This window comes from Microbacterium sp. NPDC090007 (assembly GCF_044748345.1).
In the GTDB taxonomy this organism is placed as follows: domain Bacteria; phylum Actinomycetota; class Actinomycetes; order Actinomycetales; family Microbacteriaceae; genus Microbacterium.
In genome coordinates this window covers 143,818-166,152 of the sequence record NZ_JBIVFV010000004.1, presented here as the reverse complement: position 1 = coordinate 166,152, position 22,335 = coordinate 143,818, and the positions used below count along the sequence as shown (strand labels likewise).

Below are 22,335 nucleotides of genomic sequence, written 5' to 3'. Positions count from 1 at the left end.
CGGTCGGGTAGCCTGCGGTCAGACGCCCACCCCCGGAAGGTCTGCGATGTTCTCTTCTGCCGTCACCGATCACTGGTTGCCCACACGGGCGGCCCACGTCCCCGAAGAAGAGGCGTTCGTCGTCGTCGATCCCGGACTGCCCGAGAACCGCGCGGTGTCGGTGGTGCGGGTGGAGGACGGCCCGACGGTCGTCGCCGTCTCGGCCGATCACGCCGCGCAGATCGGGCTCGACGACGGAGAGACCATCCCCGCCGACGAGGTCACGACGCGCATCGAGGCCGCGGGGGTTTCCCTGAACGACCCCGACCATCTCTTCTACCTGCCGCTCGAGGAGCAGGAGGTGGTCGCGGCCGAGACGCACGGCATCCACACGCGGCGGCTCACGGCCGACGACGCGCCGGCCTTCGCGACCATGGTCGCCGCCGCGCCCGAGCACGAGCTCGACGAGGCGTTCGTCGAACTCGACCACTGGCTCGTCGTCGGCACCTTCGTCGACACCCGCCTGGTGGCGGCCGCGAGCATGTACCCCTGGGGGGCGACGCACCTGGCCGACCTGGGCGTCATCACCCTGCCCGAGTTCCGCGGACGAGGACTCGCGCGGGCGACGGTGCGCGCGTTGTCGGCCGAGGCCCTGGCGCGGGGATACGAGCCGCAGTACCGCTGCCAGCTCGACAACGCGGCATCCGTCGCCCTGGCGATCGCCTCGGGCTTCCGTCGTTTCGGGGAGTGGACCGTCCTCGCCGACTGAGGGTCGTCCGACACGGGCCACCGGTGGCGCGGGGTGTCACCCCTCGCGAACCACCTCATCGGGCGCTTTGTCCGGCCGCAACCCCCGCCACCGCGCGTGGCGGAGGATGCCCCCGGGGGTGAATTCGGCGAACTCCACCTCGGCCACGAGCGCCGGCCGCACCCACAGCGCGTCGCGCGCGTCGGCCGAGGGCACTCCGACGAACGGGTCGGCGTCGGTGCGCAGCGGCTCGAGCATCTCGGTCAGACGCGCCAGGGTCTGCTCGCCGAAGCCCGAACCGACGCGTCCGGCGTAGCGCAGCCCCTCGTCCGTGGGGACGCCGACCAGGAGCGATCCGATCGACCCCGACCGGTTGCCCTTGCCGGGGCGGATCCCCCCGATGACGACCTCCTGCGTCCGCGAATGCTTCACCTTCAGCCAGTGCTCCGAGCGCACCCCGCGGCGATAGGTCGACGACGGGTCCTTCACCACGACCCCTTCGAGACCGAACCGTCCGCTGGTCGAGACGGCGGCATCCACGTCGTCGAAGACCGGTGGGACGACCACGGGCGGCCCGGCATCCGCGGTGAGCTGCACGAGCAGGTCGCGCCGCTGGCGGAGGGGAAGGGATGCCGCGTCCCGCCCGCCCACCGACAGCACGTCGAACAGGTACAGCCGCACCGGCGTCCGCCCGGCCTCGCGATCGATCTCGCGGGGTTGCGCGAGGTTCATGCGCTTCTGCAGGAGAGGGAAGCTCGGCCGCCCCTGCTCGTCGAGCGCCACGATCTCACCGTCCACCACCGCCGGAAGGTTCCCGAGCCCCAGGTCGACCCCGGTCAGCTCGGGATATGTGGCGCTCAGATCGTTGCCGTTGCGCGACCGCAGCCGCAGTCGGTGGCCGTCCCAGATTCCCAGGCCCCGGATGCCGTCCCACTTCATCTCGACCCAGGGCTCGCCCCACCGCTCGGCGGCGGCGCGGGCGATCCCCGCGGTGGCCGAGGTGGCGAGCATCGGGCGCAGCTCGGCGGGCGTGGGTGCCGCGGGCGTGGGCTCGGCGGGCGTGGGTGCCGCGGGCGCGGGCTCGGCGGGCGTGGGTGCCGCGGGCGTGGGCTCGGCGGGCGTGGGCGCCGCGGGCGTGGGCTCGGCGGGCGTGGGCGCCGCGGGCGTGGGCTCGGCAGACGAGGGCGCCGCGGGCGTCGGCGCCGCGGGCGTGGGCCCGGGCGAAGCCGCGGGAGTCCGCGCGCCGTCCGTCCCGTGGTCCCGGGCCACCACCGGGTCGCCGTCGCGCTGGGGGCGGCCGGCGGCATCCGTCTTCATCCGGTGCAGCAGCCACTGCGACTTCTCGCCCCGGCCCTCGGTGCGGATCAGGGCGACGCGCACGCGCCCCAACGGTCCGTCGGCGCGGCCCACGAGGGTGGCGATCACCTCGTCGTCGCGCCACTTCTCGAGCTCGTAGGTGCCGGTGTCCCAGACGGTCATGGTGCCGGCGCCGTACTCGCCCCGGGGGATCTCGCCCGCGAAATCGAGGTACGGCAGGGGGTGGTCCTCGGTCATGACGGCGAGGCTGTTCTTGGCGGTCGTGTGCGGAACGCCCCGGGGCACGGCCCAGCTGACGAGTACGCCGTCGCGCTCGAGACGCAGGTCCCAGTGCAGCCGCGAGGCGTGATGCTCCTGGATGACGAAGCGGGGGAGTCCCTCGCCCGCCGGTGCGCCGTGCGGGCCGGCGGGAAGCGGTTCGGGCGTGCGGCCGACGGTGCGCTTGGAGAGGTACGCGCGCAGCGGGCCGTGGCCCTCGTCGACGGGCGCGAGCGGGTCGCCGAGGATCGGCATCCGTTCCAGGACCTCGCTGAACAGCAGGTGGCGCAGGTCGGGCTCGTCGAGTTCATCCCACGTGCGCGGGGCGGCCACCGTCGGTCGCGCGCGCCCCCGCAGGGAGTACGGGGCGATCGTCGTCTTCGCGCCGTTGTTCTGGCTCCAGTCGATGAACACCTTGCCGTCGCGCGCGGACTTGGCCATCTGGCTCACGACGAGATCGGGATGATCGGCCTCGATCGCGCGCGCGAGTTCTTTCGCCACGGCGCTCACGTCGTCGCTGGAGCGGCCGCCGTCGAGCCGGGCGTACAGGTGGATACCCTTGCTGCCGCTCGTCACGGGCAGGGGGTCGAGGCCGATGTCGCGCAGGATGTCGCGCGCCCACCGCGCGACCTCGGCGCACGCGGCCAGGCCCACGCCCGGACCGGGGTCGAGGTCGAGCACCAGACGGTCGGGGTTCTGCCGCGCGCCGTCCGGGGTGAAGCGCCACTGGGGCACGTGCAGCTCGAGACTCGCGACCTGCGCCAGGTAGACGAGGGCGGGCAGGTCGTCGACGACGGGGTAGTCCTTCGCCCCGGAGGAGTGATCGATCGGATGCCGCCGCACCCACGCCGGAGCCCCCGGCTCGAGCGCCTTCGCGAAGAACGGCTGCCCGGGCTCCGCCTCGGTGCCGACGCCGTCCGGCCAGCGCTTGCGGGTGAGCGGGCGGTCCGCGACGTGCGGGAGCAGCAGGGGGGCGATGCGCGAGTAGTAGTCGATCACCTCGCCCTTGGTGGTCCCGGTCTCGGGGTACAGCACCTTGTCGAGGTTGGACAGGCGCAGGCGGCGGCCCGCGATGCGCACCGTCTGCTCGGTCATCGCCCCAGCGTAGGGCGCGGGAGGCCCCGGATGCCGAGGGCTGGCGTCCGGCGCGGGTCAGGCGGCTTCGACGGGCTCGGTCACCGGGACGGACGCCCCGGGCACAAGCCCCTCGGCATCCCGGCCCTTTTCGGTGTTCACTGGGCGCATGCGATCGATCTGGAAGGGCGCCCTGACGTTCGGACTCGTCAACGTGCCGGTGAAGGTGTATTCCGCGACCGAGGATCACGATGTGTCGCTGCATCAGGTGCACAACGCCGACGGCGGACGCATCCGGTACCAGCGCATCTGCGAGATCGACGGGGAGGTCGTGCCGTACGCCGACATCGACAAGGCCTACGACGACGGCGAGCAGACGGTCGTGCTGACCAAGGACGACCTCGCGTCGCTGCCCAGCGAGCGCAGCCGCGAGATCGAGGTCGTCGAGTTCGTGCCGAGCGACCAGGTCGATCTGCTCACCCTCGACAAGGCGTACTACCTCGAGCCCGATTCGTCGTCGCCCAAGGCGTACGTGCTGCTGCGCAAGACGCTGGAGCAGACCGAGCGAACGGCGATCGTGCGGTTCTCGCTGCGGCAGAAGACGCGCCTGGCCGCCCTGCGGGTGCGCGGCGACGTGCTCGTGCTGCAGACGCTGCTGTGGGCGGACGAGGTGCGCGAGGCCGCTTTCCCGGCGCTGGATGAGAGCGTGCGGATCTCGGCGAAGGAGCTCGAGATGTCGGCATCCCTGGTCGACAGCTTCTCGAAGGACTTCGACCCCGAGGAGTTCACCGACGAGTACCAGCAGGAACTGCGCACGCTCATCGACGCGAAGCTGGAGCAGGGCGACGCCCTCGACACCGATGCCACCTTCGGCAAGACCGAGGAGGACGACGGCGGCGAGGTCATCGACCTGATGGAGGCCCTGCGCGCGAGCGTCGAGCGCAGCCGCGCCGCGCGCGCGGCCCGGACCGAGGACGCGCCGAAGACGAAAGCCCCCGCGAAGAAGAAGTCCTCGAAAGCGTCGTGAGCCGGCGCGGCCGACTCACCGAGCGGGCTGGTCGCCCTCTTCGAGGGTCTTGGCGTCGAGCGTGAGCGCCCGCGCTTCCGCGGCGGTCACCGCGCCCTCGCGCTTGGCGGCGGCCCGCTCGCGGAAGTAGTGGATCGCGATGAAGAGCACCGTGCCGGCGACAGCGGCGAGCAGGATGACGTCGATGTACTCGGTGACGATGTCGCGGATGAACGGGATGTACCCGACCGCGTAGCCGATCATCGTCAGGCCGATGCCCCACACGACGGCGCCGATGAAGTTGTACAGCGTGTACTTGCGCCACGGCATGTGCCCCACGCCCGCGGCGATCGGGGCGAACGTGCGCACGATCGGCACGAAGCGGGCCAGGATCACGGTCAGCCCGCCGAAGCGCTCGAAGAACGCGTTCGTGCGTTCGACGTTCTTGCGGCTGAAGATCCCGGAGTCCTTGCGCTCGAAGATCGAGGGCCCGGCCTTGTGGCCGATGAAGTACCCGACTTCACCGCCGATGAACGCCGCGACACCGATGGCCAGGGCCACCCACCAGGCGTTCAGGCCGAACACCCCGTTGGGCGCGGCGGGCGTCGAGTGCGACAGCAGGCCCGCCATGATCAGCAGGGTGTCGCCGGGCAGCAGGAACCCGATCAGCAGGCCGGTCTCGGCGAAGATGATGAAGCAGACCACCAGCAGGGCCCACGGCTGCGAGTTGGTGATGATCGTGGCGGGGTCGAGCCACGGGAGCAGCGCAGCGGTGGTGTGGATCACAACGGTCCCGTCGGGTGAGAGTCGGTGCTGGTTTCGGTGGGGGTGTCGGTGCGGCGACGCATCGACCGTGCGGAAGGGGGGACTTGAACCCCCACGCCCGAAGGCACAGGAACCTAAATCCTGCGTGTCTGCCGATTTCACCACTCCCGCGAGTGGGATCAGTCTAAAGGTGCCCGGTGGAGCGCTCGATGTGAACGAGCCGTCAATGCGGCCGTCCGGTTCTGCGCCGGTCGAGGGAATTCCTGCGGAGCCGATCCCCTTGTTCTCAGGCATGAAGGCGATCTCGTACTCCCAGCCCGGTGATTCCTCCGTCCTCTCGCTCGTCGAGCGCCCGCTTCCCGAGCCCGGCCCGGGGGAGGTGCGCGTGCGCGTCGTGGTGTCGGGGGTCAATCCGACCGATTGGAAGGCGCGCGCGACCACGGGTCGTCCTCTTGCGTTCGACGAGGTCACGCCCAACCAGGACGGGGCGGGGATCGTGGATGCCGTCGGCTCCGGCGTGACGTCGCTGTCGGTCGGTCAGCGGGTGTGGGTCTACCTCGCCGCGCACCAGCGTCCCACCGGAACGGCCGCGGAGTACTCGGTGCTGCCCGCCGAGCGCGCCGTGCCCCTCGCCGACGACGCCTCGTTCGAGCTCGGCGCGAGCCTGGGCGTTCCCGCGATGACCGCGCACCGCGCGCTCACCGTGCACGAGGACGGCCCGTCGCGCCTGGCACCCGGGGCCCTCTCGGGGCGGACGGTGCTCGTGCAGGGCGGGGCCGGCGCCGTGGGTCACGCCGCCATCCAGCTCGCCGCCTGGGCCGGTGCGACGGTCATCGCGACGGTGAGCAGCGACGAGAAAGAAGCGCTCGCGCGCGCGGCCGGCGCCCACCACGTTCTGCAGTACCCGAGCGACGCGCTGGCCGACGGCATCCGCGAGATCGCTCCCGACGGCGTCGAGCACATCGTCGAGGTCGCCATCGCCGACAACGCCGCTCTCGACGTCGCGGTGATCGCCAACGGCGGCACCGTGGGCTACTACGCCGACAACGGCGGGGCGCAGTTCACCGCGGCGGTGCGCGAGAGTTTCGCGAAGAACGTCCGCTGGCAGGGTCTGCTGCTGTACACGGTGGGGGAGCGGGCGCTCGCCGCGGCCGCCGAGGACGTGGCCGCCGCGGTCGCCGACGGCGCCCTGCCCGTGGGCGAGGACGCGGGCCTGCCGCTGACCTTCTTCGACCTGGCCGACACCGCCGCCGCCCACGACGCGGTCGAGCAGGGCGCGACCGGCAAGGTGCTCATCCGCGTCTCGGCGTGACCCTCGCGCGAGTCGCCAGGATCTGTCGCCCCCCGACGCGCGGAAGCGACGATTCCCGGCGACTCACGCGGGGTCGGGCGACGGGCGCGGGCGCGGGACGTAGCGCGGGACCCAGCGGATGAACCCCGCCGCGCCCAGCAGGGCGATCACGCCCATCGCCGCCACCCCGATCGACAGCGACGCCACCGCCGTCACCGCCGACACGATCAGCGGCGCGACCGCGCCGCCGGCATCCGTCAGCGTCCGCCACGAGCCCAGGAACGCCGCCGGCTCGTCGGGCGGGGCGATGTCGGCGCCGAGGGTGAGCAGGATGCCGCTGGACAGGCCGTTTCCGACGCCCAGCACCGCGGCGAACATGCCGTACCACATGGCCGCGGACCCCAGATCGTGGGTGACGGACAGGGCGAAGAACCCCGCCCCCATGAGCACCATCGCCGGCAGCGCCGCCCACAGGCGACCGAAGCGGTCCATCACCTGCCCACTGGCGTAGAACAGGGCGAAATCGATCGCCCCCGACACCCCGACGACCACGGCGATCGTGCCGGCATCCAGTCCGAGCGACACCCCCCACAGCGGCAGCACGACCTGCCGCGCGGAGCGCACGGCCGACAGCGAGGCCGCGGCCAGGCCGAGCCGGGCCAGCACCCCGCGGAACCGCCACATCGTGCGGAAGACGCCCACGCGCTCGACGGTGGGAATCGCGCCGGTGACGGCCTCGCCGGTGTCCTCGGCCTCGCGGGAGTCGCCGTCGCCGCGTCGAGGGGGAGCGCTCACGGGCACGGCCTTCTCGGGGTCGGGCCCCAGGAACACCAGCAGGATCGTCGCCACCTGGCATACGGCGAAGAAGACGATGGATGCCGTCTCGGTGCCGAACAGTCCCAGCAGCGCCGCCGAGACGAACGGGCCGACGAACATGCCGAGCCGGAACGTCCCGCCCAGCAGCGACAGCGCCCGCGCGCGGAAGGCGAGCGGTACCCGCGTCGTCATGAACGAGTGACGGGCGAGCGCGAACGCGGCCGCGCAGAAGCCGATGAGGAACACCGCCGCCGCGAAGAACGCCAGGGACGGCGCGACGACGATCCCCAGCAGTCCCGCCAGCACGACGATGCCGGCGACCCCCATCGTGACGCGCTCGCCGAAGCGGGCGACCGCCCACCCCGCGGGGATGTTGCCGCACAGCTGCCCGACGACCAGGGCCGCGGCGACGAGGGCGGCGACGGCGACGTCGGCGCCGAGGCGGTTCGCGATCACCGGGATCAGGGGGATGACGGCGCCCTCGCCGAGCGCGAACAGCAGCGTCGGGCCGTAGATCATCGGTGCGAAGCGCACCAGCACGTTCCGGGGAGAGTCGGCTGTCACCGTGTCCACGATAGGCTTGATGTCTCATGCTCGAACTCGATTTGACCGCCGACATCCAGGCGCTGCGCTCGACCTTCGCCGACATCCAGGCCGTGGTCGACGTCGACGCACTCACCGCCGACATCGAACGCCTCAGCCAAGAAGCCGGTGCCCCCGACCTCTGGGACGACGTCGAGAACGCCCAGAAGGTGACCAGCCGCCTGAGCCATCGTCAGGCCGAGCTCAAGCGCGTCTCCGAGATCGAGCAGCGCCTCGACGACCTCGAGGTGCTCGTCGAGCTCGCGATCGAGATGGATGACGACGAGTCGGCCGAAGAGGCCCGCCGCGAGCTCGCCGCATTGAAGGACGTCATCGGTCAGCTCGAGGTGCAGACGCTGCTCGACGGCGAGTACGACCCGCGCTCCGCGGTGGTCACCATCCGCTCCGGCGCCGGCGGCGACGACGCGACCGACTTCGCCGAGATGCTCCTGCGCATGTACCTGCGCTGGGCCGAGCGGCACAAGTACCCCGTCAAGGTCATGGACACGTCCTACGCCGAGGGCGCCGGCATCAAGTCGGCCACGTTCGAAGTCGACGTGCCCTACGCCTACGGCACCCTGTCGGTCGAGGCCGGCACGCACCGTCTCGCGCGCATCAGTCCGTTCGGCGGCGCCGACAAGCGCCAGACCAGCTTCGCCGCGGTCGAGGTCATCCCCGTGATGGAAGAAGCGGTCGAGGTCGACGTGCCCGAGGGCGACATCCGCGTCGACGTCTTCCGCTCCTCCGGCCCCGGCGGCCAGTCCGTCAACACGACCGACTCCGCCGTACGCATCACGCACCTCCCCACGGGACTGGTCGTGTCGATGCAGAACGAGAAGTCGCAGATCCAGAACCGCGCCGCGGCCATGCGCGTGCTGCAGACGCGCCTGCTGCTGCTCAAGCGCGAAGAAGAGGCGGCGAAGAAGAAGGAGCTCGCGGGTACGATCACCGCGAGCTGGGGCGACCAGATGCGCTCCTACTTCCTTTACGGTCAGCAGCTCGTCAAAGACCTCCGCACCGGCTACGAGGTCGGCAACCCCGCCGTCGTGTTCGACGGCGACCTCGACGGCCTCATCGCCGCCGGCATCCGTTGGCGAAAGCGCAAGGACGACGACGACTGACCGTCGTCGGGTTCGAGAGAGCCCCGTGGATGCCGGACCCCCGGCATCCACGGGGCTTTCTCCGTTCCGCGACACGGCGCGTCCTGACGGCGCGACAGGGACCCGCGCTTAGGCTCGTCGAGCCATGATCCGGTTCGAGAACGTCACCAAGCGGTATCGCGGCACCGCGAAGCCCGCCCTGAACGCCGTGGATTTCGAGGTGCAGCGCGGGGAGTTCGTCTTCCTCGTCGGAGCCTCGGGTTCGGGCAAGTCGTCCTGCCTGCAGCTGATCCTGCGGGCCGAGACCCCCAGCGAAGGGCGCGTCGTCGTGCTCGGCCGCGACCTGCGGACGCTGTCGAACCGCAAGGTGCCGTACTTCCGGCGTCACATCGGCTCGGTGTTCCAGGACTTCCGGTTGCTGCCGAACAAGAGCGTGCACCAGAACGTCGCCTTCACCCTGCAGGTCACGGGCGCCTCGCGCGGGTTCATCCAGCAGGCCGTGCCCGAGGTGCTCGCGCTCGTCGGTCTCGACGGCAAAGAGAAGCGTCTGCCGCACGAGCTGTCCGGCGGGGAGCAGCAGCGCGTCGCCATCGCCCGCGCCCTGGTGAACCGTCCGCAGGTGCTCCTCGCCGATGAGCCGACCGGAAACCTCGACCCCGGCACGTCGATCGACATCATGCGCCTGCTCGCGCGCATCAACGCCGGCGGGACGACGGTGGTCATGGCCACCCACGAGGCCGGCTTCGTCGATCAGATGCAGCGGCGCGTGATCGAGCTGCGCGGCGGCGAGATGGTGCGCGACGAGCGCCACGGCGGGTACGGCGACACGGCGAGCCTGCCGCGTCTCGCGCCCGAGATCGAGCGCGGCGCCGCCGCGGTGGCCGCGCTGACCGCGGTGCTCGAGGTGCAGCGCGAGGTGACCGGACTGACCGGTCCGGTCGAGCCGCTGCCGCGCGCCGAGGCGCGCCCCGCCGCGTCGGCCGCTGACGCCGTGACGCGTCCGGCCGAGGCTGTTCGCCCGGCGCGGACGCCGGATGCCGCGGCATCCGTCCCCTCCGTGACCACCCCGCCGGCCGAACAGCCGCGCGAGCCGGGCACGAACACCCGTTCCATCCCCGTGAGCACTCCCGATGTGGAGGCACTGGGCGTGGCCGACCGGCTCGGCCTCGGACGCTCGAAGGACCGCAACGACGAAGTGGGGCCCACGTCATGAGGCTCGGGCTCATCCTGTCGGAGGCCTTCACGGGTCTGCGACGCAACGCCTCGATGGTGATCTCGGTCATCCTCGTCACGTTCGTGTCCCTGACCTTCGTCGGCGCGGCCATGCTCATGCAGATGCAGATCGGCAAGATGCAGTCGTACTGGTCCGACCGGGCGCAGGTGTCGGTGTTCATGTGCGCGACGTCGTCGAACGCGCCGACATGCACCGCGGGCGCGGCGGCGTCGCAGGACGAGATCGACCAGGTGCGCGCCACGCTCGACGGCTCTGCTCTGGCGCCGCTGATCCGCGATTACACCTTCCTCACCAGCGACGAGGTGTTCGAGAACGCCAAGCAGCAGCTGCCCGAGGACATCGTCGGTGTGGTGACGGCGGATCAGTTCAACGCGACGTTCAACATCAATCTGGTCGATCAGAGCCAGTCCGACGTGATCGCCGAGGCATTCGGAGGACAGGTGGGCGTCGAGTCCGTCGACGACCAGCTGCAGTATCTCGAACCGCTGTTCCAGGCGCTGACGGTCGCCACCTACGTCGCGGTCGGGATCGCCGGACTCATGCTCATCGCCGCCGTGCTGCTCATCGCGACCACCATTCGTCTGTCGGCCTTCGCCCGCCGCCGCGAGCTCGGCATCATGCGACTGGTGGGGGCGTCCAATCGCTTCATCCAAACGCCGTTCGTGGTCGAGGGCGTGCTCGCGGCCCTCGTCGGTTCCGCCCTGGCCAGCGTCGCCGTCTGGGCGATCGTCGGTGTCGGCGTCGACCAGTACCTGCGGGGGAGCGTCGCGTTCATCACCTCGTGGGTCGACCTGGGCGATGTGGCGTTCGTCATCCCGGTGATCGTGGTCATCGGCGTGATCCTCGCCGCCCTCAGCGCGAGCTTCGCGATCCGGCGCTGGCTCCGCGCGTGATCCGCGCGGGCCGCGCGTCGGGTAGACTGTAAGGCTCTGTGTGCCCATGATCATGAGGAGGTGGCACCATGCCTCGTGAGCAGGGTGAGAAGCTGATCGCGTCGAACAAGAAGGCGCGCCACGACTACGCCATCGAGAAGACGTACGAAGCGGGCCTGGTGCTCACCGGCACCGAGGTGAAGTCGCTGCGGCAGGGGCGTGCCAACCTGACCGACGGCTACGCCTACATCGACGGGGGCCAGGCCTTCCTCGACGCCGTGCACATTCCCGAGTACTCGCAGGGGCACTGGACGAACCACTCGGCCAAGCGCACGCGCAAGCTGCTGCTGCACAAAGAAGAGATTGTCAAGCTCTCGCACGCCGTCGCGGCCGGGGGCTACACCTTGGTGCCGCTGCGGCTGTACTTCCTCGACGGCCGGGCCAAGGTCGAGATCGCGGTCGCCAAGGGCAAGCGCGAGTTCGAGAAGCGTCAGACGATCCGCGAGCGCGAGGACAAGCGCGAGGCCGAGCGCGCCATGCGGACCAAGAACCGTCTCGGCGAGTAAGCCCCCTTCACTCGGCCCGGAAGCGTCCCTCGACGACCGACGTCACGTCGATCTCGGGCGGCTGCAGGCTGAACGACGGACCCCCTCCCACCGACGCGGCCATCATCCGCGCACCCAGGGGAGTGGGTGCCTCGGCGCGGGCGCCGAGGAGTCCGGCATCCGCGATTTCGACGGCGGCGACGGATGCCAGCCCCAGCGCGTCCGCATAGGCAGCGGCCCGCTCGACCGCGACGTGCACCGCTTCGGCGGCGACCTCGCGCTCGACGCGCGCGCGGGTCTCGGGCGACAGGCGCCACTCGACCGCGGTCACCTGGACGTCGTCGGACTCGGCCACGTCGCCGAGCCACCACGACAGCGCTCCCGCGTCGGTGAAGGTGGCCGACACCTCTACGCTCGCGTGGTGCACCAGGGGGAGCTGGGCGCCCTCGTTGTTCCACGGGCGGTCCGACCACACCGAGACGCGCGCGCTCGACCATTCCGATACCTCGCCCGAGCGCAGGTGCGCGACGAGTCCGTCCTGGATGGTCGTCGCCCGCTCCTGGGCGCGCTCGACGACCGGCCCGCGCGAGGGGCCGTCGGTGGACACGGTGACGCGCACCGCCGCCTCTTCGGCGCGGACGCGGACGTGGCTCTCTCCCCGGACGGTGATGACGACATCGCTCATGGCGTGAGCCTACGACGAGCCCGCCCTCGGGGAATACGTCGCCCCGCGATTCGTTGTAGGCTGTGATGCTCGGGTGCTTCGGCATCCGGGTTGGTAATTCAACAGCGTGACGACGACCGCTCCTTCACGGAGTTCTCGGGGCTGATCGGTTTCGACAGCGCCTGCGAACCCGCGAGAAGCGGGCCGAGGATGTGGGGTTATCTCGTAAACGCTCCCTGCAAAACAATAAGTGCCAATGCTAAGCGCACTGACTTCGCCCTCGCTGCGTAAGCGAGCCCGATAGTCCGTCAGACCGTGTGTGACCCCGCCACGGATCCTGGCGTCATTTAGGGGTCTTGCTGCGTGATGGCGTCTGGACGTCACGCGGGACTTTTCCCAGGCTGGGCCTGTCGACTTAGGTGTCTGTGACAAAGGTCGGGGCCGAGCAGAACGTCTGCACAGACTGCGCCCGGAGAAAACGCGGAGACCCAGCGTTGGACGGGGGTTCGATTCCCCCCAGCTCCACGAGTCGTCGTCACGTGAGAAAGCCCCTGTCCCCGCCCGTTTCGGCGGGGGCGGGGGCTTTCTTCGTTTCAGCCCGTGCCCGGTCGGGTGGTCAGGGGTCAATCCGCGCTGCGCGTGTGGATCTCGCTGTCGCCCGATGCGTCGTTGAGCTCGAGGTACACGCGGCCCTCGGTGCGGGTGAGGGTCGCGGTGTTGCGTCGTTCGATCGCGTCCGAGAGGCGCTCGACGAACCCCGGCTCGAAGCTGTGCAGTTGCACCTCGGCGGCGCGGTGGATGCGCTTGCCGGCCCAGGCGGCGGCCACCTTCTCGGGGTCGCGGTGCGTGTAGACGGCGACGCGCTGCGCCTTCATGGAGCCGGTGTGCAGGCGGGCGGCATCCGGAGCCCCCACCTCGATCCAGGCGACCAGGGCCCCGGTCAGGTCTTTGACCATCACGGCGGGTTCGTCCGTCGCGGCGACGCCCTCGCTGAAGGCGATCCCCTCCTCGAACTCGAGGCAGTACGCCAGCACGCGCGTGAGCATGTACGGCGCCGTCTCGGACGGATGCCGCGCGACGCGGAGCTGCAGCTCGTCGTAGACGCCGCGATCGACGTCGGAGAGCTGCACGGTGAACGTGTGAATGGTCGCGCCGATAGCCACGAGGGTCGAGCCTACGCGCTCCGGCATGCGCGTCCCGCTAGCGTCGGGGGATGCCCGACCCTCGCAGCCGTCGTATCGACATCGGTCCCTTCCACCTCGACGCCGTGCCGGAGTCGGCGCGGTGGCGCGTCGTCGGGCGCGAGGCGGTCGGGCGCGTCGGGCACCAGCGCGACGGCGCCGACCGAGCAGGCGACGGCGCCGACCGAGCAGGCGACGGCGCCGACCGAGCAGGCGACGGCGCCGATCGCGCGGGGGGCGGCGCGGTCGAGGGCGCGTGGAGCGACTGGGTGGCCTTCGCGCAGCGCGTGCTGCAGGTGGACGAGCTGTGGCGCGGCCTCGAGGCGCGCGGCGACGCCTGGGACGAGGGGCTCGCGGCCGGTCGCGACGCGGGAGCCGTCAACCCGTACCGGTGAGGTCGGGGGCGGCGGCCTCGGCTACTGCGGGCCCTCGACCAGGACGAGGCTTTGCTTGGTATCGGCGAGCTTGACCCAGCCGTCGCCGAACAGGTAGGTCAGGCCGTAACCGTCGACGCCGCGTCCCCCGAGCCACTCGGGGTTCTCGGTGACATACGTGCCCTCGTCGGCCTTCTCGATCTTCCAGCCGGCGGCGACGAGGTCCTTCTGCGCTTTGGCCGCGTCGTCGGCGTCGATGACGGCCCACCCGAAGATCTGCACGCGGTCGGACGCGATGTTCGTGTCGCCCCACTTGCACTGGATGCCGTCGTCCAGCGTCTCGGCACCGATGCGGAACGGCTCGGTTTGAAAGGTCCACCCCAGGCTCGCGAAGTCGTCGGCCGTCGCCTGCGGGATGATGTTCTCGCACGTGGGCTCGACGTCCTGGGCCTCGGACGGCGGGGTGGCGGTGGTGTCGGGGGCCGCGATGGTGGGGCCCTCGGCGGTGGGGGCGACGCTGGGGGCGGTGTCGGGCGTCGCGGATGCCGCGCACCCGGCCAGCGCGAGGACGGCGACCATGGCGGCGGCTGCCGCCGCAGCCGCGCGTCTCGTCGTACGGCGGAGATCCCCGCGGGCGGTGGGCGGCCGGCATCCGTTGTTCTGGAGCGCGGTCATCGGGCGTCCTCCTCGTGCAGGAGTCGCAGGAAGTCGTCGTGCAGGATGCCGTTGGTCGCGAGGGACGACTCGGCGTCGAGGCGGTCGGAGCCGTCGAACGCGGTGAACCGGCCGCCGGCTTCGCGGACGATCGGCGCGATCGCGGCGATGTCGTACTCTTTGACGCCGAACTCGGCGACGAGTTCGAGGCGCCCCTCGGCGAGCCACATGTAGGGCAGGGCATCGCCATACCCGCGGTCGCGCCAGACCGCGCGGGTGAGTCTCTGGAGCGTGGGGACGAGGTCGACGTCATCCCACTGCTCGATGCTCTGGAAGCTGATGCTGGATGCCGCGACGTCGTCGATCCGCGACACGTGCAGGCGCCGGGTGTCACCGGTGGCGGTGGTGGTCCAGGCACCGTGGCCGACGGCCGCCCACCAGCGTCGTCCGAGCGCCGGTTGGCTGACGACTCCGACCTGCGCGACCCCGTCGACGGTCAGGGCGATGAGCGTCGCCCATACGGGGATGCCGCGCATGTAGTTGTGGGTGCCGTCGATCGGGTCGATGACCCACCGGCGCGAGGTGTCGCCGGAGGTTCCGTACTCCTCGCCCAGGACGGAATCGCCGGGGCGCTCGGCATCCAGGATCTGGCGGATGGCGCGCTCGGTCGCCAGGTCGGCCTCGGTGACGTGGGTGCGGTCGGGTTTGGTGTCGATACGCAGGTCTGCTGCGTCGAACGACTGCATGGCCACCGCGTCGGCGGCGTCGGCCAGGCGGAGGGCCAGTGCGAGATCGTCGGTCAGGTCCGCGAGGGGCGCGGCGGGCTCTTCGATGCGGGACACGGCTCCAGGATAACCGGCGCTCCCGGCCCGATTTGGCGCGTTCGCGTCACGCCTGGTAATGTCGTTCCTCGGCGCGGAGAGGGATTTTCCCGCCGAACGGAACGCACCTCTAGCTCAATCGGCAGAGCAACTGACTCTTAATCAGTGGGTTCTGGGTTCGAGTCCCAGGGGGTGCACCACCGCAGAAATGCCCGATCAGGCGAGACTCTGGTCGGGCGTTTCGCGTATCCGGCGCCGCTGTTTGAGGCAGGGTGGGACGCGTCTCGGTCGGGCGTCTGGGGCGGGGTGGGGCGCGTCTCGGTCGAGTGAGCGGGGGCGGTGGATGCGCCCCTGCTCGGGTCGAGGTCGCAGTCGACACGCGTGGCAAGGCCTGTCCTCCGCACGCCGCTCATCGACATGATGAAGTCGATGCGCACGCGCGCGCATCGAGAGGGGGGCGTGATGGCGGACGACGAGATGTGGGATGTGACGGACATCCAGGGAACGCCGACGGGTGCCCTGCACCGCCGGGGCGATGGGCCGGTCGCGGCGGGATCGTTTCATATCGTGGCATCCGTCTGTCTGGTGTCGACGACGGGGCGGGTGCTGGTGAGTCTGCGCGCGGAGGGTAAGGACTACCCGCTCGCGTGGGAGTTCCCGGCCGGGAGCGCTCTGCGCGGCGAATCCAGCCGGACCGGGGCCGTGCGCGAACTGGCGGAGGAGACCGACCTGCGCGTGGCGCCCGACGATCTCGTGCTGGTGGGCCGCGTGATCGAGGAACGCGCGCTCTTCGACCTGTGGGTTGCGCCGATCGAGGGGGAGCCTGCACCTACGCCGGACCCGGAAGAGGTCCAGGATGCCGAATGGGTGACCCTCGACGAGGTGCAGCGGCGGTGGCGTACGGACGCATTCGCGACCCCGTGGAACGCGCGGTTCGAGCAGCTGTGGGAAGTGCTGGTCGAGCGGGTGGCGGATGTCGCGCCACGTCGCGTGTGACTGCTCGGTCAGAACGGGGCGGGATCGACGTCGGTTTCGTGGCCGAGGGGTGACTGCTCGGTCAGAACGGGGCGGGATCGACGTCGGTTTCGTGGCCGAGAGGTGATCGCCATCGGACGTCGCCGCTGGCGGGATCGCGCACGGGCGTCCACTTCGTCTCGTGACGCAGGCGGTGGTGATGTCGGCACTCGGGCTCGAGATTGTCGGCGTCGGTCACGCCCCCGTCGGCCCACGCCGTGAGGTGGTCGATGTCGCAGCCGCGCGCGGCTCGTCCGCATCCGGGGAACACGCACGTGGGCGAGGTGACGCCCAGCCACCGGCGCAGCGCCGCCGTGACGCGGTAGGACGTGCGGTCGAGAGCGAGCGGCGCGCCCGTGAGGGGGTGGGTGAGCACCCTCGTCCAGGTCGCGGAGTCGCCGGCGAGCCGACGCGCGGTGTCGAGGTCGATCGGCCCGTAGCCGTCGAGCACGGCGGGTTCGTCATCCACGCCGAGCAGTGTGAGCGCCGGCACGGTGACGACGATGGACGCCGCCCCGGGGCGCGAGCGCGGGGGCGAACCGCCGGGTCGAGGAGGACCACTGGTGCGCTCGAGTGGGGAAGCGTTGCTGGTCGAGGGTGGCGAGCTGCTCACGTGCGGGGAGCCGCCTGCGGGTGGAGAGCTGCTCACGTGCGGGGAGCGGCCTGCGGGTGGAGAGCTGCTCTCGTGCGGGGAGCGGCCTGCGGGTGGAGAGCTGCTCTCGTGCGGGGAGCTGCCTGCGGGTGTGGGGGTGGTCGTGGGTTCGCGACTGGTCACGGGTTTGCGGCTGGTCGTGGGTGCCGGGCTGGCCGACGGTGCGGTGCTGCCGGTCGCGGAGGTGGTCGCGGGGGGAGCTCCGGGCATCGTGGAGGTGGCCGCGAAAGGTGATACCGCCGTCGCGACGGTCTTGCAATCATCGGGAGGAGACGCCAGGAGGTCGGCCATGACGTCGGCCCGGAGGTGGGCGAGAGTGCGGTCTTCGTCGGACGCGGTCGCAAGGTGTCGCGCGGCTCGATCGAGTGTCGACATCGCCGCGTACGCGCGGTCGGCGGGCATCAGTGCGCTGAGCGTGGCCATGCCGTCGAGCTCGGCGGTGATCCAGACCCCGCGGTCACGCGCCGCGCGGCGGTGCCGCATCTCGAGCGACTCAGCGTGAACGCGTTCGCGCAGCGCCCGAGCGGAGACCGCGAAGCGGGCTGGTGTCAGACGCGACGCCCGGTCGGCTGCACCGACGTCGAACGCCTTCCACGACTCGGCGTCATCGTGGGGGAGCGATGAGGCGAGACGAGCGGTCTCGACGGCGTGGCGTTCCGACGTGCGGCCCTCGACGAACGTCCGCCACGTCACCGGACTGCGCTGTTGGAGGGTCCGCGCCTGGCCCGCGCGGACGCGCACCGTCTGCTCGGACAGGCGCAGACGCACGGCGATCTCGGCGACCGCGGCTCGCTCCGCCATGTCGAGACGGTCGCGTCGGACGGCCGCGACGGAGCGGCCTCGCGCATCGTCCCACGCGAGATCCAGCGTGGGGTCGGCGCCCGCCCAGGGCTCGGGCGTGGCGACGGCATCGTCGAGGATCTGCGCGATCAGGCTGTACTCCTCGGCGCTGGCGCGGCGACGGTCGGTCGCGACGGCATCGAGCGCCGCGAGCCGCGTCTCGGGCGACACGGGGCCATCGAAGGAAGCGGGATCAGCAGGGGGGAAGAGTGCGGAGGGGGAACCGGTGCCCGTCAGGGCGCCCGATCCGACTGTCTCGCCCGCGGCCGTGGACGCACCGAGATCGTGACTGACCGGCCACTCCGTATCGAGATCCGGCCACATCGATTCCTCGACGCCCCACTGCAATGCCCACGCCGTGTCGATGTCGAGTCGCAGATCGTCGGGGTCGGGAGGCGGTGCGTCGAGTCCGCCGTAAAGGGGGAGAACGGCATCCGGAAACGGGTCATAACCCTGACCTGAGGATAAGAAGCGCGCCTCGACGACCGGCTGATGCCGGTCGGTAATCGTGCGCGAATCGGTCATGAGAGGAAGGTATCGCGGACCTCCGACATCGACCGGAAGAGCCGGTCGGAGGGTAATTCGGCGACGTGGACCCCCGTGATCGGGGTGCCGATGTCGGCCCGATGGCCCGGCTGCACGGGGGGATTCGCGTGTAGCGGCCGACAGCGACGGTGAGCGACCCCGCGCGCATGACCCCCGCGAAACATTGCGCGGATGACGCGTGCACCATCCCCCCGCGGGCACGTCTCGCGCGATCCTCCGTCGGCACGCCCCGCGGATCGCTGCCGCCTAACGCGCACGACCCCCGCCCCATAAAGCCCGCGCACCGCGCGATCCCACACTCCCCGTGCCAGCATTCCCTCATGTGCGACGCCGATCTCCGGGGCGAGGACGCCCCGGCACCCGCCCCCCTCACCACCGACGTCCCCGTCCCCGGAGGAACCCTGCGGGTGGGGGAATGGCATCCGGATGCCGAGGGCACACCCTGGCTGCTCGTGCACGGCGTCACGGCGTCGCACCTGGCATGGTCGTGGGTGGCACGGGAGACGTCCGCTCGGCTGATCGCGCCGGATCTGCGCGGCCGGGGCCGCAGCACCGCGCTGGTTCCGGGAACGGATGCCGGCCCCGCCGCCGTCGTGAGAGAACCGGGTCACCCGACCGGCCCCGCAGCAGAACCGGCAGATCCGTCCGCCCATGCACCATCGCCAGCGCCGGCAGAACCCTCACAACCGTCCGCCCCCACCGGCCTCGCTCGGCACGCCGACGACCTCGTCGCCGTCCTGGACGCGAAAGGCATCGACCGTGCGGTCGTCGTCGGGCACTCGATGGGCGCTTTCATCGCGCTGGTGCTCGCGGACCGGCATCCGGACCGGGTCGAGAGGGTCCTCCTCGTCGACGGGGGCCTGCCGCTCGACCTTCCGCCCGGAATGGACCCCCGCGCGGCGGTCCGACACGTCCTCGGCCCCACCGCCGCGCGACTGGACATGCGCTTCGACACGCCCACCGCGTATCGGGACTTCTGGCGGGCGCATCCGGCCTTCGCGGGACGGGAGGATCCCTTGCTCGACGCCTACTTCGCCTACGACCTGCGCGGCACGCCCCCGGAGCTGCGCCCGGCGACGACCTTCGCCACCGTGGAGGCCGACTCGATCGACCAGAACACCGGCACCACGATCGCCCGGGCGAGGGAACGGATGCCGCGACCCACCGCGCTGCTCTCGGCGGAGCGGGGACTGCGGGGCGAGGTCCCCGGGCTGTACCCCGACCTCGACGCGATCGTCCGCGCCCACCCCGCCCTCACGACGACGCGCCGGGTGCCGCACGTCGATCACTACTCGATCGTCATGTCGGTCCCCGGCGCGAGAGCCGTGGTCGAGGCGGTGGGCGGGGCTTAGGCCGCGTCGCCCACCAGGACCGCTGCGCCCTCGTCGGCGGCATCCGGGTGCGCTGCATCGATGTGGGCGAGCAGCCGCCGACCGAACAGGATGCACAGGGCCGAGAGGGTGACCGACACCGCGGCCATCACATAGGGGACGCCGGCGTTGAACGCGTGCCAGAGCAGCGCGGCGAGCGGGGGAGCGACGGCGCCGCCCAAGAAGCGCACCGCGGAGTACGCCGACGACGCGACAGAGCGGGGCAGATCGGTGGCCTCCATGACGGCCTCGGTCAGCGCGGTGTTCACCACCCCCAGCACCAGGCCGCCGACGATGATGCACAACACGAGCGCCGTCGCCGACGACACCACGAACGCGGCGACCAGCAGGTCGACCGCGAGCAGCGGCAGAGCGACCAGCAACACCGACGTCAGGCGCATCCGGCGCAGCAGGAGCGGGGCGACCCACACGCTCGTGATCGCCAGCCCCACGCCCCAGCCGAAGAAGGTCAGACCGATGCCCATGGCGCCGAACCCGAGGGGGAACGGCGAGAAGGCCAGCAGCGTGAAGAAACCGATGTTGTAGAAGAGGGCGGTCGCGGCCAGGATCGCGAGAGCCGGACGCCCCAGCGCGCGGAACGGAGCGCTGAACGGCAGCGGAGTACGCGCCGGGGCGGGACCGCGCAGCAGCACCATCACCGCGACGAACGCGACCGCCATCAGGACGACGACGCCGAAGAACGGACCGCGCCAGCTCACTTCGCCCAGGATGCCGCCGAGCAGCGGGCCCACCGCGATGCCCAGACCCAGAGCGGCCTCGTACAGGATGATCGCGGCGGAGCTGCCGCCCGAGGCGGCGCCGACGATCGTGGCGAGCGCCGTCGAGATGAACAGGGCGTTCCCCAGACCCCAGCCGGCACGGAAGCCGATCACGGCATCCACGCTCCCGCTGATCGCGCACAGGAACGAGAAGACCACGATGAGTCCCAGGCCCACGAGAAGGGTCGCCTTGGCGCCGATGCGGCTCGAGATCCAGCTCGTGACCAGCATGGCCAGACCGGTCACGACGAGGTAGCTCGTGAAGAGCAGCTCGGTCTCGACGGGCGACGCCTTCAGCGACTCCGCGATCGCGGGCAGGATGGGGTCGACCAGGCCGATCCCCATGAACGCCACGACGCAGGCGAACGCGACGGCCCATACCTGTGCGGGCTGCTTCCAGACACGGGGTGCTGCTGCGGTACCGGTGCTCACCGGACGGCCTCCTTCTCCTTCTTCGCGGGAACTTCGTGCGACCCGACGGGGACGAGTCCCACGCGCGCCGACAACGCCGCCGCGGCCACGCTCACCGCCTGCCACTCGTCGTCCGACATGTCGGCGACGTGCGGAGCCAGGGCTCCGCGGAACTGCTCGTACCACCGCTCGAGGGCCGCCAGGCCGGCGCCGGTCGCGGTGACGACGCTCACCCGCGAATCACCGGGATGAGCGGTGCGGGCGACGAGGCCGGCGGCATCCATCTGGTGCACGAGCCGGGTCATCCCCGGCTGCGTCACCCGGCTGAGCGTCGCCAGATCGCCCAGGCGCTGCGGACCGTGGTCGCGCAGCAGGGTGAGCGTCCGCCACTGGGCGGCAGGCGCCTCGCTCTGCGTGTCGAGCGCGGCGATGCGCGTGAGGGCGTGCACGGCGAGCAGGAGTCGCTGCAGATCGTCGTCGCGGGTCATGCAAGAAAGTATACCCCTGATATATACCTAGGGCATTGAAACCGGATGCCGTGACTATCGCGCCGCGATCCGCGTCGACAACTGATGGGCATGCGCGAGCAGGATGCGCCCCAGTTCCGCGAGGCGCTCGCCGCCGAAACGGAACTCGACCCCCGTCAGGCTCAGCGCCCACTGCGGATCCCCCGCGCGCGTGAAGACCGCCGCCCCCACGCCCCAGCTGCCCTCCACGATGAGGCCCGGGTTGACGGCGTACCCGCGGGCCTTCGTGTCGGCGATGCGTGTGCGCAGGCGCGCGGGGGAGTGCGACGCCCCCCACCTCTCGGACAGCTCCGGATGCCGCTCGAGATAGGCGTCCACATCCTCGGGCGGCAGGAAGGCCAGGATCGCCAGGCCCGCCGACGCCACCCCCAAGGGGAAGCGCACCCCCTCCGACAGCACGAACGACCGGATGGGGAAGCTGCCGTCCTCGCGCACGAGGCACACTGTCTCATCGCCTCGCCGCACCGACAGGAACGCGCTCTCCTCGGTACGCACGGCGAGCGAGCGGACGATGTCGCGCGCTGTCGCCGTGATGTCGAACCGGGATGCCGCGACGCTCCCCATCAGATACAGCTCCGGCCCCGGCAGCCACTGCCCGGTCGTGTCGTCGCGGTCGACGAGACCCTCGGCGCGCAGCGCGCTGAGCAGGCGATGGACGGTCGGTCGGGTCAGTGCGGCGTCGCGCGCGAGGTCGCCCACGGCTGCTCCGGCGTCCCCGGCCGAGGTGACCAGGCGCAGCAGGTGCGCGGCGCGCGCGATGGCCTGGGCGCCCGGGACGGCGGGCCCGGCGGCGGCGGATGCGGGGCGCGAGGCGGGGGTCGCGGGGGTCGAGTAGCGGGCCGAGGAGCGTGTCGAGATGCGAGCCGAGGCGGGGGTCGAGGCGGGGGTGTCCACGATGTGGACGCTACGCCGCGT

The 22,335-nt window shown here is 71.2% G+C and carries 21 protein-coding genes, 2 tRNA genes and 1 other RNA gene; 12 read left to right on the top strand and 12 right to left on the bottom strand.

Going from position 1 to position 22,335, the window contains the following annotated elements; genetic code table 11:
* The first annotated feature begins 46 nt into the window (after positions 1-46).
* Positions 47-748, top strand: a complete 702-nt coding sequence (locus ACIPVB_RS13905; RefSeq protein WP_400369635.1) for a GNAT family N-acetyltransferase — start codon at positions 47-49, stop codon at positions 746-748.
* A 36-nt stretch (positions 749-784) separates the two neighbouring features.
* Here the strand turns inward: ACIPVB_RS13905 and ACIPVB_RS13900 are convergent, their stop codons facing one another.
* Positions 785-3,397, bottom strand: coding sequence for an ATP-dependent DNA ligase (locus ACIPVB_RS13900; RefSeq protein WP_400369634.1), 2,613 nt, complete (start codon positions 3,395-3,397; stop codon positions 785-787).
* A gap of 148 nt (positions 3,398-3,545) precedes the next feature.
* Between ACIPVB_RS13900 and ACIPVB_RS13895 the strand changes: the two genes are divergently transcribed.
* Positions 3,546-4,403 carry a Ku protein gene (locus tag ACIPVB_RS13895; protein WP_400369633.1) on the top strand — a complete coding sequence of 286 codons (858 nt, stop codon included), beginning with the start codon at positions 3,546-3,548 and terminating at the stop codon, positions 4,401-4,403.
* A gap of 15 nt (positions 4,404-4,418) precedes the next feature.
* Here ACIPVB_RS13895 and ACIPVB_RS13890 read toward each other — a convergent pair whose 3' ends face one another.
* Both ACIPVB_RS13890 and ACIPVB_RS13885 read right to left on the bottom strand, forming a co-directional pair.
* Positions 4,419-5,168 carry a DedA family protein gene (locus ACIPVB_RS13890; protein WP_400369632.1) on the bottom strand — a complete coding sequence of 250 codons (750 nt, stop codon included), beginning with the start codon at positions 5,166-5,168 and terminating at the stop codon, positions 4,419-4,421.
* Positions 5,169-5,236: 68 nt separating this feature from the next.
* Positions 5,237-5,318, bottom strand: a tRNA-Leu gene (locus tag ACIPVB_RS13885).
* 121 nt (positions 5,319-5,439) lie between these two features.
* On the opposite strand from ACIPVB_RS13885, the gene ACIPVB_RS13880 reads away from it, so the two are divergent.
* Positions 5,440-6,459, top strand: a complete 1,020-nt coding sequence (locus ACIPVB_RS13880; RefSeq protein ID WP_400369870.1) for an NADPH:quinone reductase — start codon at positions 5,440-5,442, stop codon at positions 6,457-6,459.
* Between the two features lie 63 nt (positions 6,460-6,522).
* On the opposite strand, the gene ACIPVB_RS13875 is transcribed toward ACIPVB_RS13880, so the two are convergent.
* Positions 6,523-7,773, bottom strand: coding sequence for an MFS transporter (locus tag ACIPVB_RS13875; RefSeq protein ID WP_400369869.1), 1,251 nt, complete (start codon positions 7,771-7,773; stop codon positions 6,523-6,525).
* Between the two features lie 71 nt (positions 7,774-7,844).
* Between ACIPVB_RS13875 and prfB the strand changes: the two genes are divergently transcribed.
* The 4 genes from prfB (at position 7,845) to smpB (ending at position 11,608) form a co-directional block, all read left to right on the top strand.
* Positions 7,845-8,957 (top strand): peptide chain release factor 2, encoded by a 1,113-nt coding sequence (prfB, locus tag ACIPVB_RS13870; RefSeq protein ID WP_400369631.1) that lies wholly within the window; start codon positions 7,845-7,847, stop codon positions 8,955-8,957.
* 124 nt (positions 8,958-9,081) lie between these two features.
* Positions 9,082-10,149, top strand: coding sequence for a cell division ATP-binding protein FtsE (gene ftsE / locus ACIPVB_RS13865; protein ID WP_400369630.1), 1,068 nt, complete (start codon positions 9,082-9,084; stop codon positions 10,147-10,149).
* Complete coding sequence (ftsX, locus tag ACIPVB_RS13860; protein WP_400369629.1) at positions 10,146-11,063, top strand: permease-like cell division protein FtsX; 918 nt, start codon at positions 10,146-10,148, stop codon at positions 11,061-11,063. Before ftsE ends, ftsX begins: the two co-directional genes overlap by 4 nt.
* A 68-nt stretch (positions 11,064-11,131) precedes the next feature.
* Complete coding sequence (gene smpB, locus ACIPVB_RS13855) at positions 11,132-11,608, top strand: SsrA-binding protein SmpB (RefSeq protein ID WP_076676126.1); 477 nt, start codon at positions 11,132-11,134, stop codon at positions 11,606-11,608.
* Between the two features lie 7 nt (positions 11,609-11,615).
* Here the strand turns inward: smpB and ACIPVB_RS13850 are convergent, their stop codons facing one another.
* The gene (locus ACIPVB_RS13850; protein ID WP_400369628.1) at positions 11,616-12,272 is read right to left on the bottom strand and encodes an SIMPL domain-containing protein; all 657 of its coding nucleotides are present in this window, start codon (positions 12,270-12,272) and stop codon (positions 11,616-11,618) included.
* 137 nt (positions 12,273-12,409) lie between these two features.
* Here ACIPVB_RS13850 and ssrA point away from each other — a divergent pair.
* Positions 12,410-12,779, top strand: a transfer-messenger RNA (tmRNA) gene (gene ssrA, locus ACIPVB_RS13845).
* Between the two features lie 95 nt (positions 12,780-12,874).
* Here ssrA and ACIPVB_RS13840 read toward each other — a convergent pair.
* Entirely contained in the window at positions 12,875-13,414 is a 540-nt protein-coding gene (locus ACIPVB_RS13840; RefSeq protein WP_400369627.1) for a YaeQ family protein, read from the bottom strand.
* Between the two features lie 50 nt (positions 13,415-13,464).
* On the opposite strand from ACIPVB_RS13840, the gene ACIPVB_RS13835 reads away from it, so the two are divergent.
* Entirely contained in the window at positions 13,465-13,827 is a 363-nt protein-coding gene (locus ACIPVB_RS13835) for a hypothetical protein (RefSeq protein WP_400369626.1), read from the top strand.
* Positions 13,828-13,848: 21 nt separating this feature from the next.
* On the opposite strand, the gene ACIPVB_RS13830 is transcribed toward ACIPVB_RS13835, so the two are convergent.
* Both ACIPVB_RS13830 and ACIPVB_RS13825 read right to left on the bottom strand, forming a co-directional pair.
* Positions 13,849-14,481, bottom strand: a complete 633-nt coding sequence (locus tag ACIPVB_RS13830) for a hypothetical protein (RefSeq protein WP_400369625.1) — start codon at positions 14,479-14,481, stop codon at positions 13,849-13,851.
* Positions 14,478-15,302, bottom strand: coding sequence for an inositol monophosphatase family protein (locus ACIPVB_RS13825; protein ID WP_400369624.1), 825 nt, complete (start codon positions 15,300-15,302; stop codon positions 14,478-14,480). The genes ACIPVB_RS13830 and ACIPVB_RS13825 overlap by 4 nt, the downstream gene beginning before the upstream one ends.
* A 103-nt stretch (positions 15,303-15,405) precedes the next feature.
* Between ACIPVB_RS13825 and ACIPVB_RS13820 the strand changes: the two genes are divergently transcribed.
* Positions 15,406-15,481 (top strand) — tRNA-Lys (locus ACIPVB_RS13820).
* A 262-nt stretch (positions 15,482-15,743) separates the two neighbouring features.
* Complete coding sequence (locus ACIPVB_RS13815) at positions 15,744-16,277, top strand: NUDIX domain-containing protein (protein ID WP_400369623.1); 534 nt, start codon at positions 15,744-15,746, stop codon at positions 16,275-16,277.
* A 61-nt stretch (positions 16,278-16,338) separates the two neighbouring features.
* Here ACIPVB_RS13815 and ACIPVB_RS13810 read toward each other — a convergent pair whose 3' ends face one another.
* Positions 16,339-18,312, bottom strand: a complete 1,974-nt coding sequence (locus ACIPVB_RS13810; protein ID WP_400369622.1) for a DUF222 domain-containing protein — start codon at positions 18,310-18,312, stop codon at positions 16,339-16,341.
* A 341-nt stretch (positions 18,313-18,653) separates the two neighbouring features.
* Here ACIPVB_RS13810 and ACIPVB_RS13805 point away from each other — a divergent pair, with 341 nt between their 5' ends.
* Positions 18,654-19,685, top strand: a complete 1,032-nt coding sequence (locus ACIPVB_RS13805; RefSeq protein ID WP_400369621.1) for an alpha/beta fold hydrolase — start codon at positions 18,654-18,656, stop codon at positions 19,683-19,685.
* Here ACIPVB_RS13805 and ACIPVB_RS13800 read toward each other — a convergent pair.
* Genes ACIPVB_RS13800 through ACIPVB_RS13790 form a run of 3 tightly spaced genes read right to left on the bottom strand, consistent with a single transcriptional unit; the run spans position 19,682 to position 22,179 of the window.
* Complete coding sequence (locus ACIPVB_RS13800; RefSeq protein WP_400369620.1) at positions 19,682-20,914, bottom strand: MFS transporter; 1,233 nt, start codon at positions 20,912-20,914, stop codon at positions 19,682-19,684. The two genes, ACIPVB_RS13805 and ACIPVB_RS13800, sit on opposite strands and share 4 nt — an antisense overlap.
* Entirely contained in the window at positions 20,911-21,381 is a 471-nt protein-coding gene (locus ACIPVB_RS13795) for a MarR family winged helix-turn-helix transcriptional regulator (protein ID WP_400369619.1), read from the bottom strand. Before ACIPVB_RS13795 ends, ACIPVB_RS13800 begins: the two co-directional genes overlap by 4 nt.
* Before the next feature lie 54 nt (positions 21,382-21,435).
* Positions 21,436-22,179: an IclR family transcriptional regulator gene (locus ACIPVB_RS13790; RefSeq protein WP_400369868.1), complete on the bottom strand. Its 744-nt coding sequence runs from the start codon at positions 22,177-22,179 to the stop codon at positions 21,436-21,438.
* Positions 22,180-22,335: the final 156 nt, after the last annotated feature.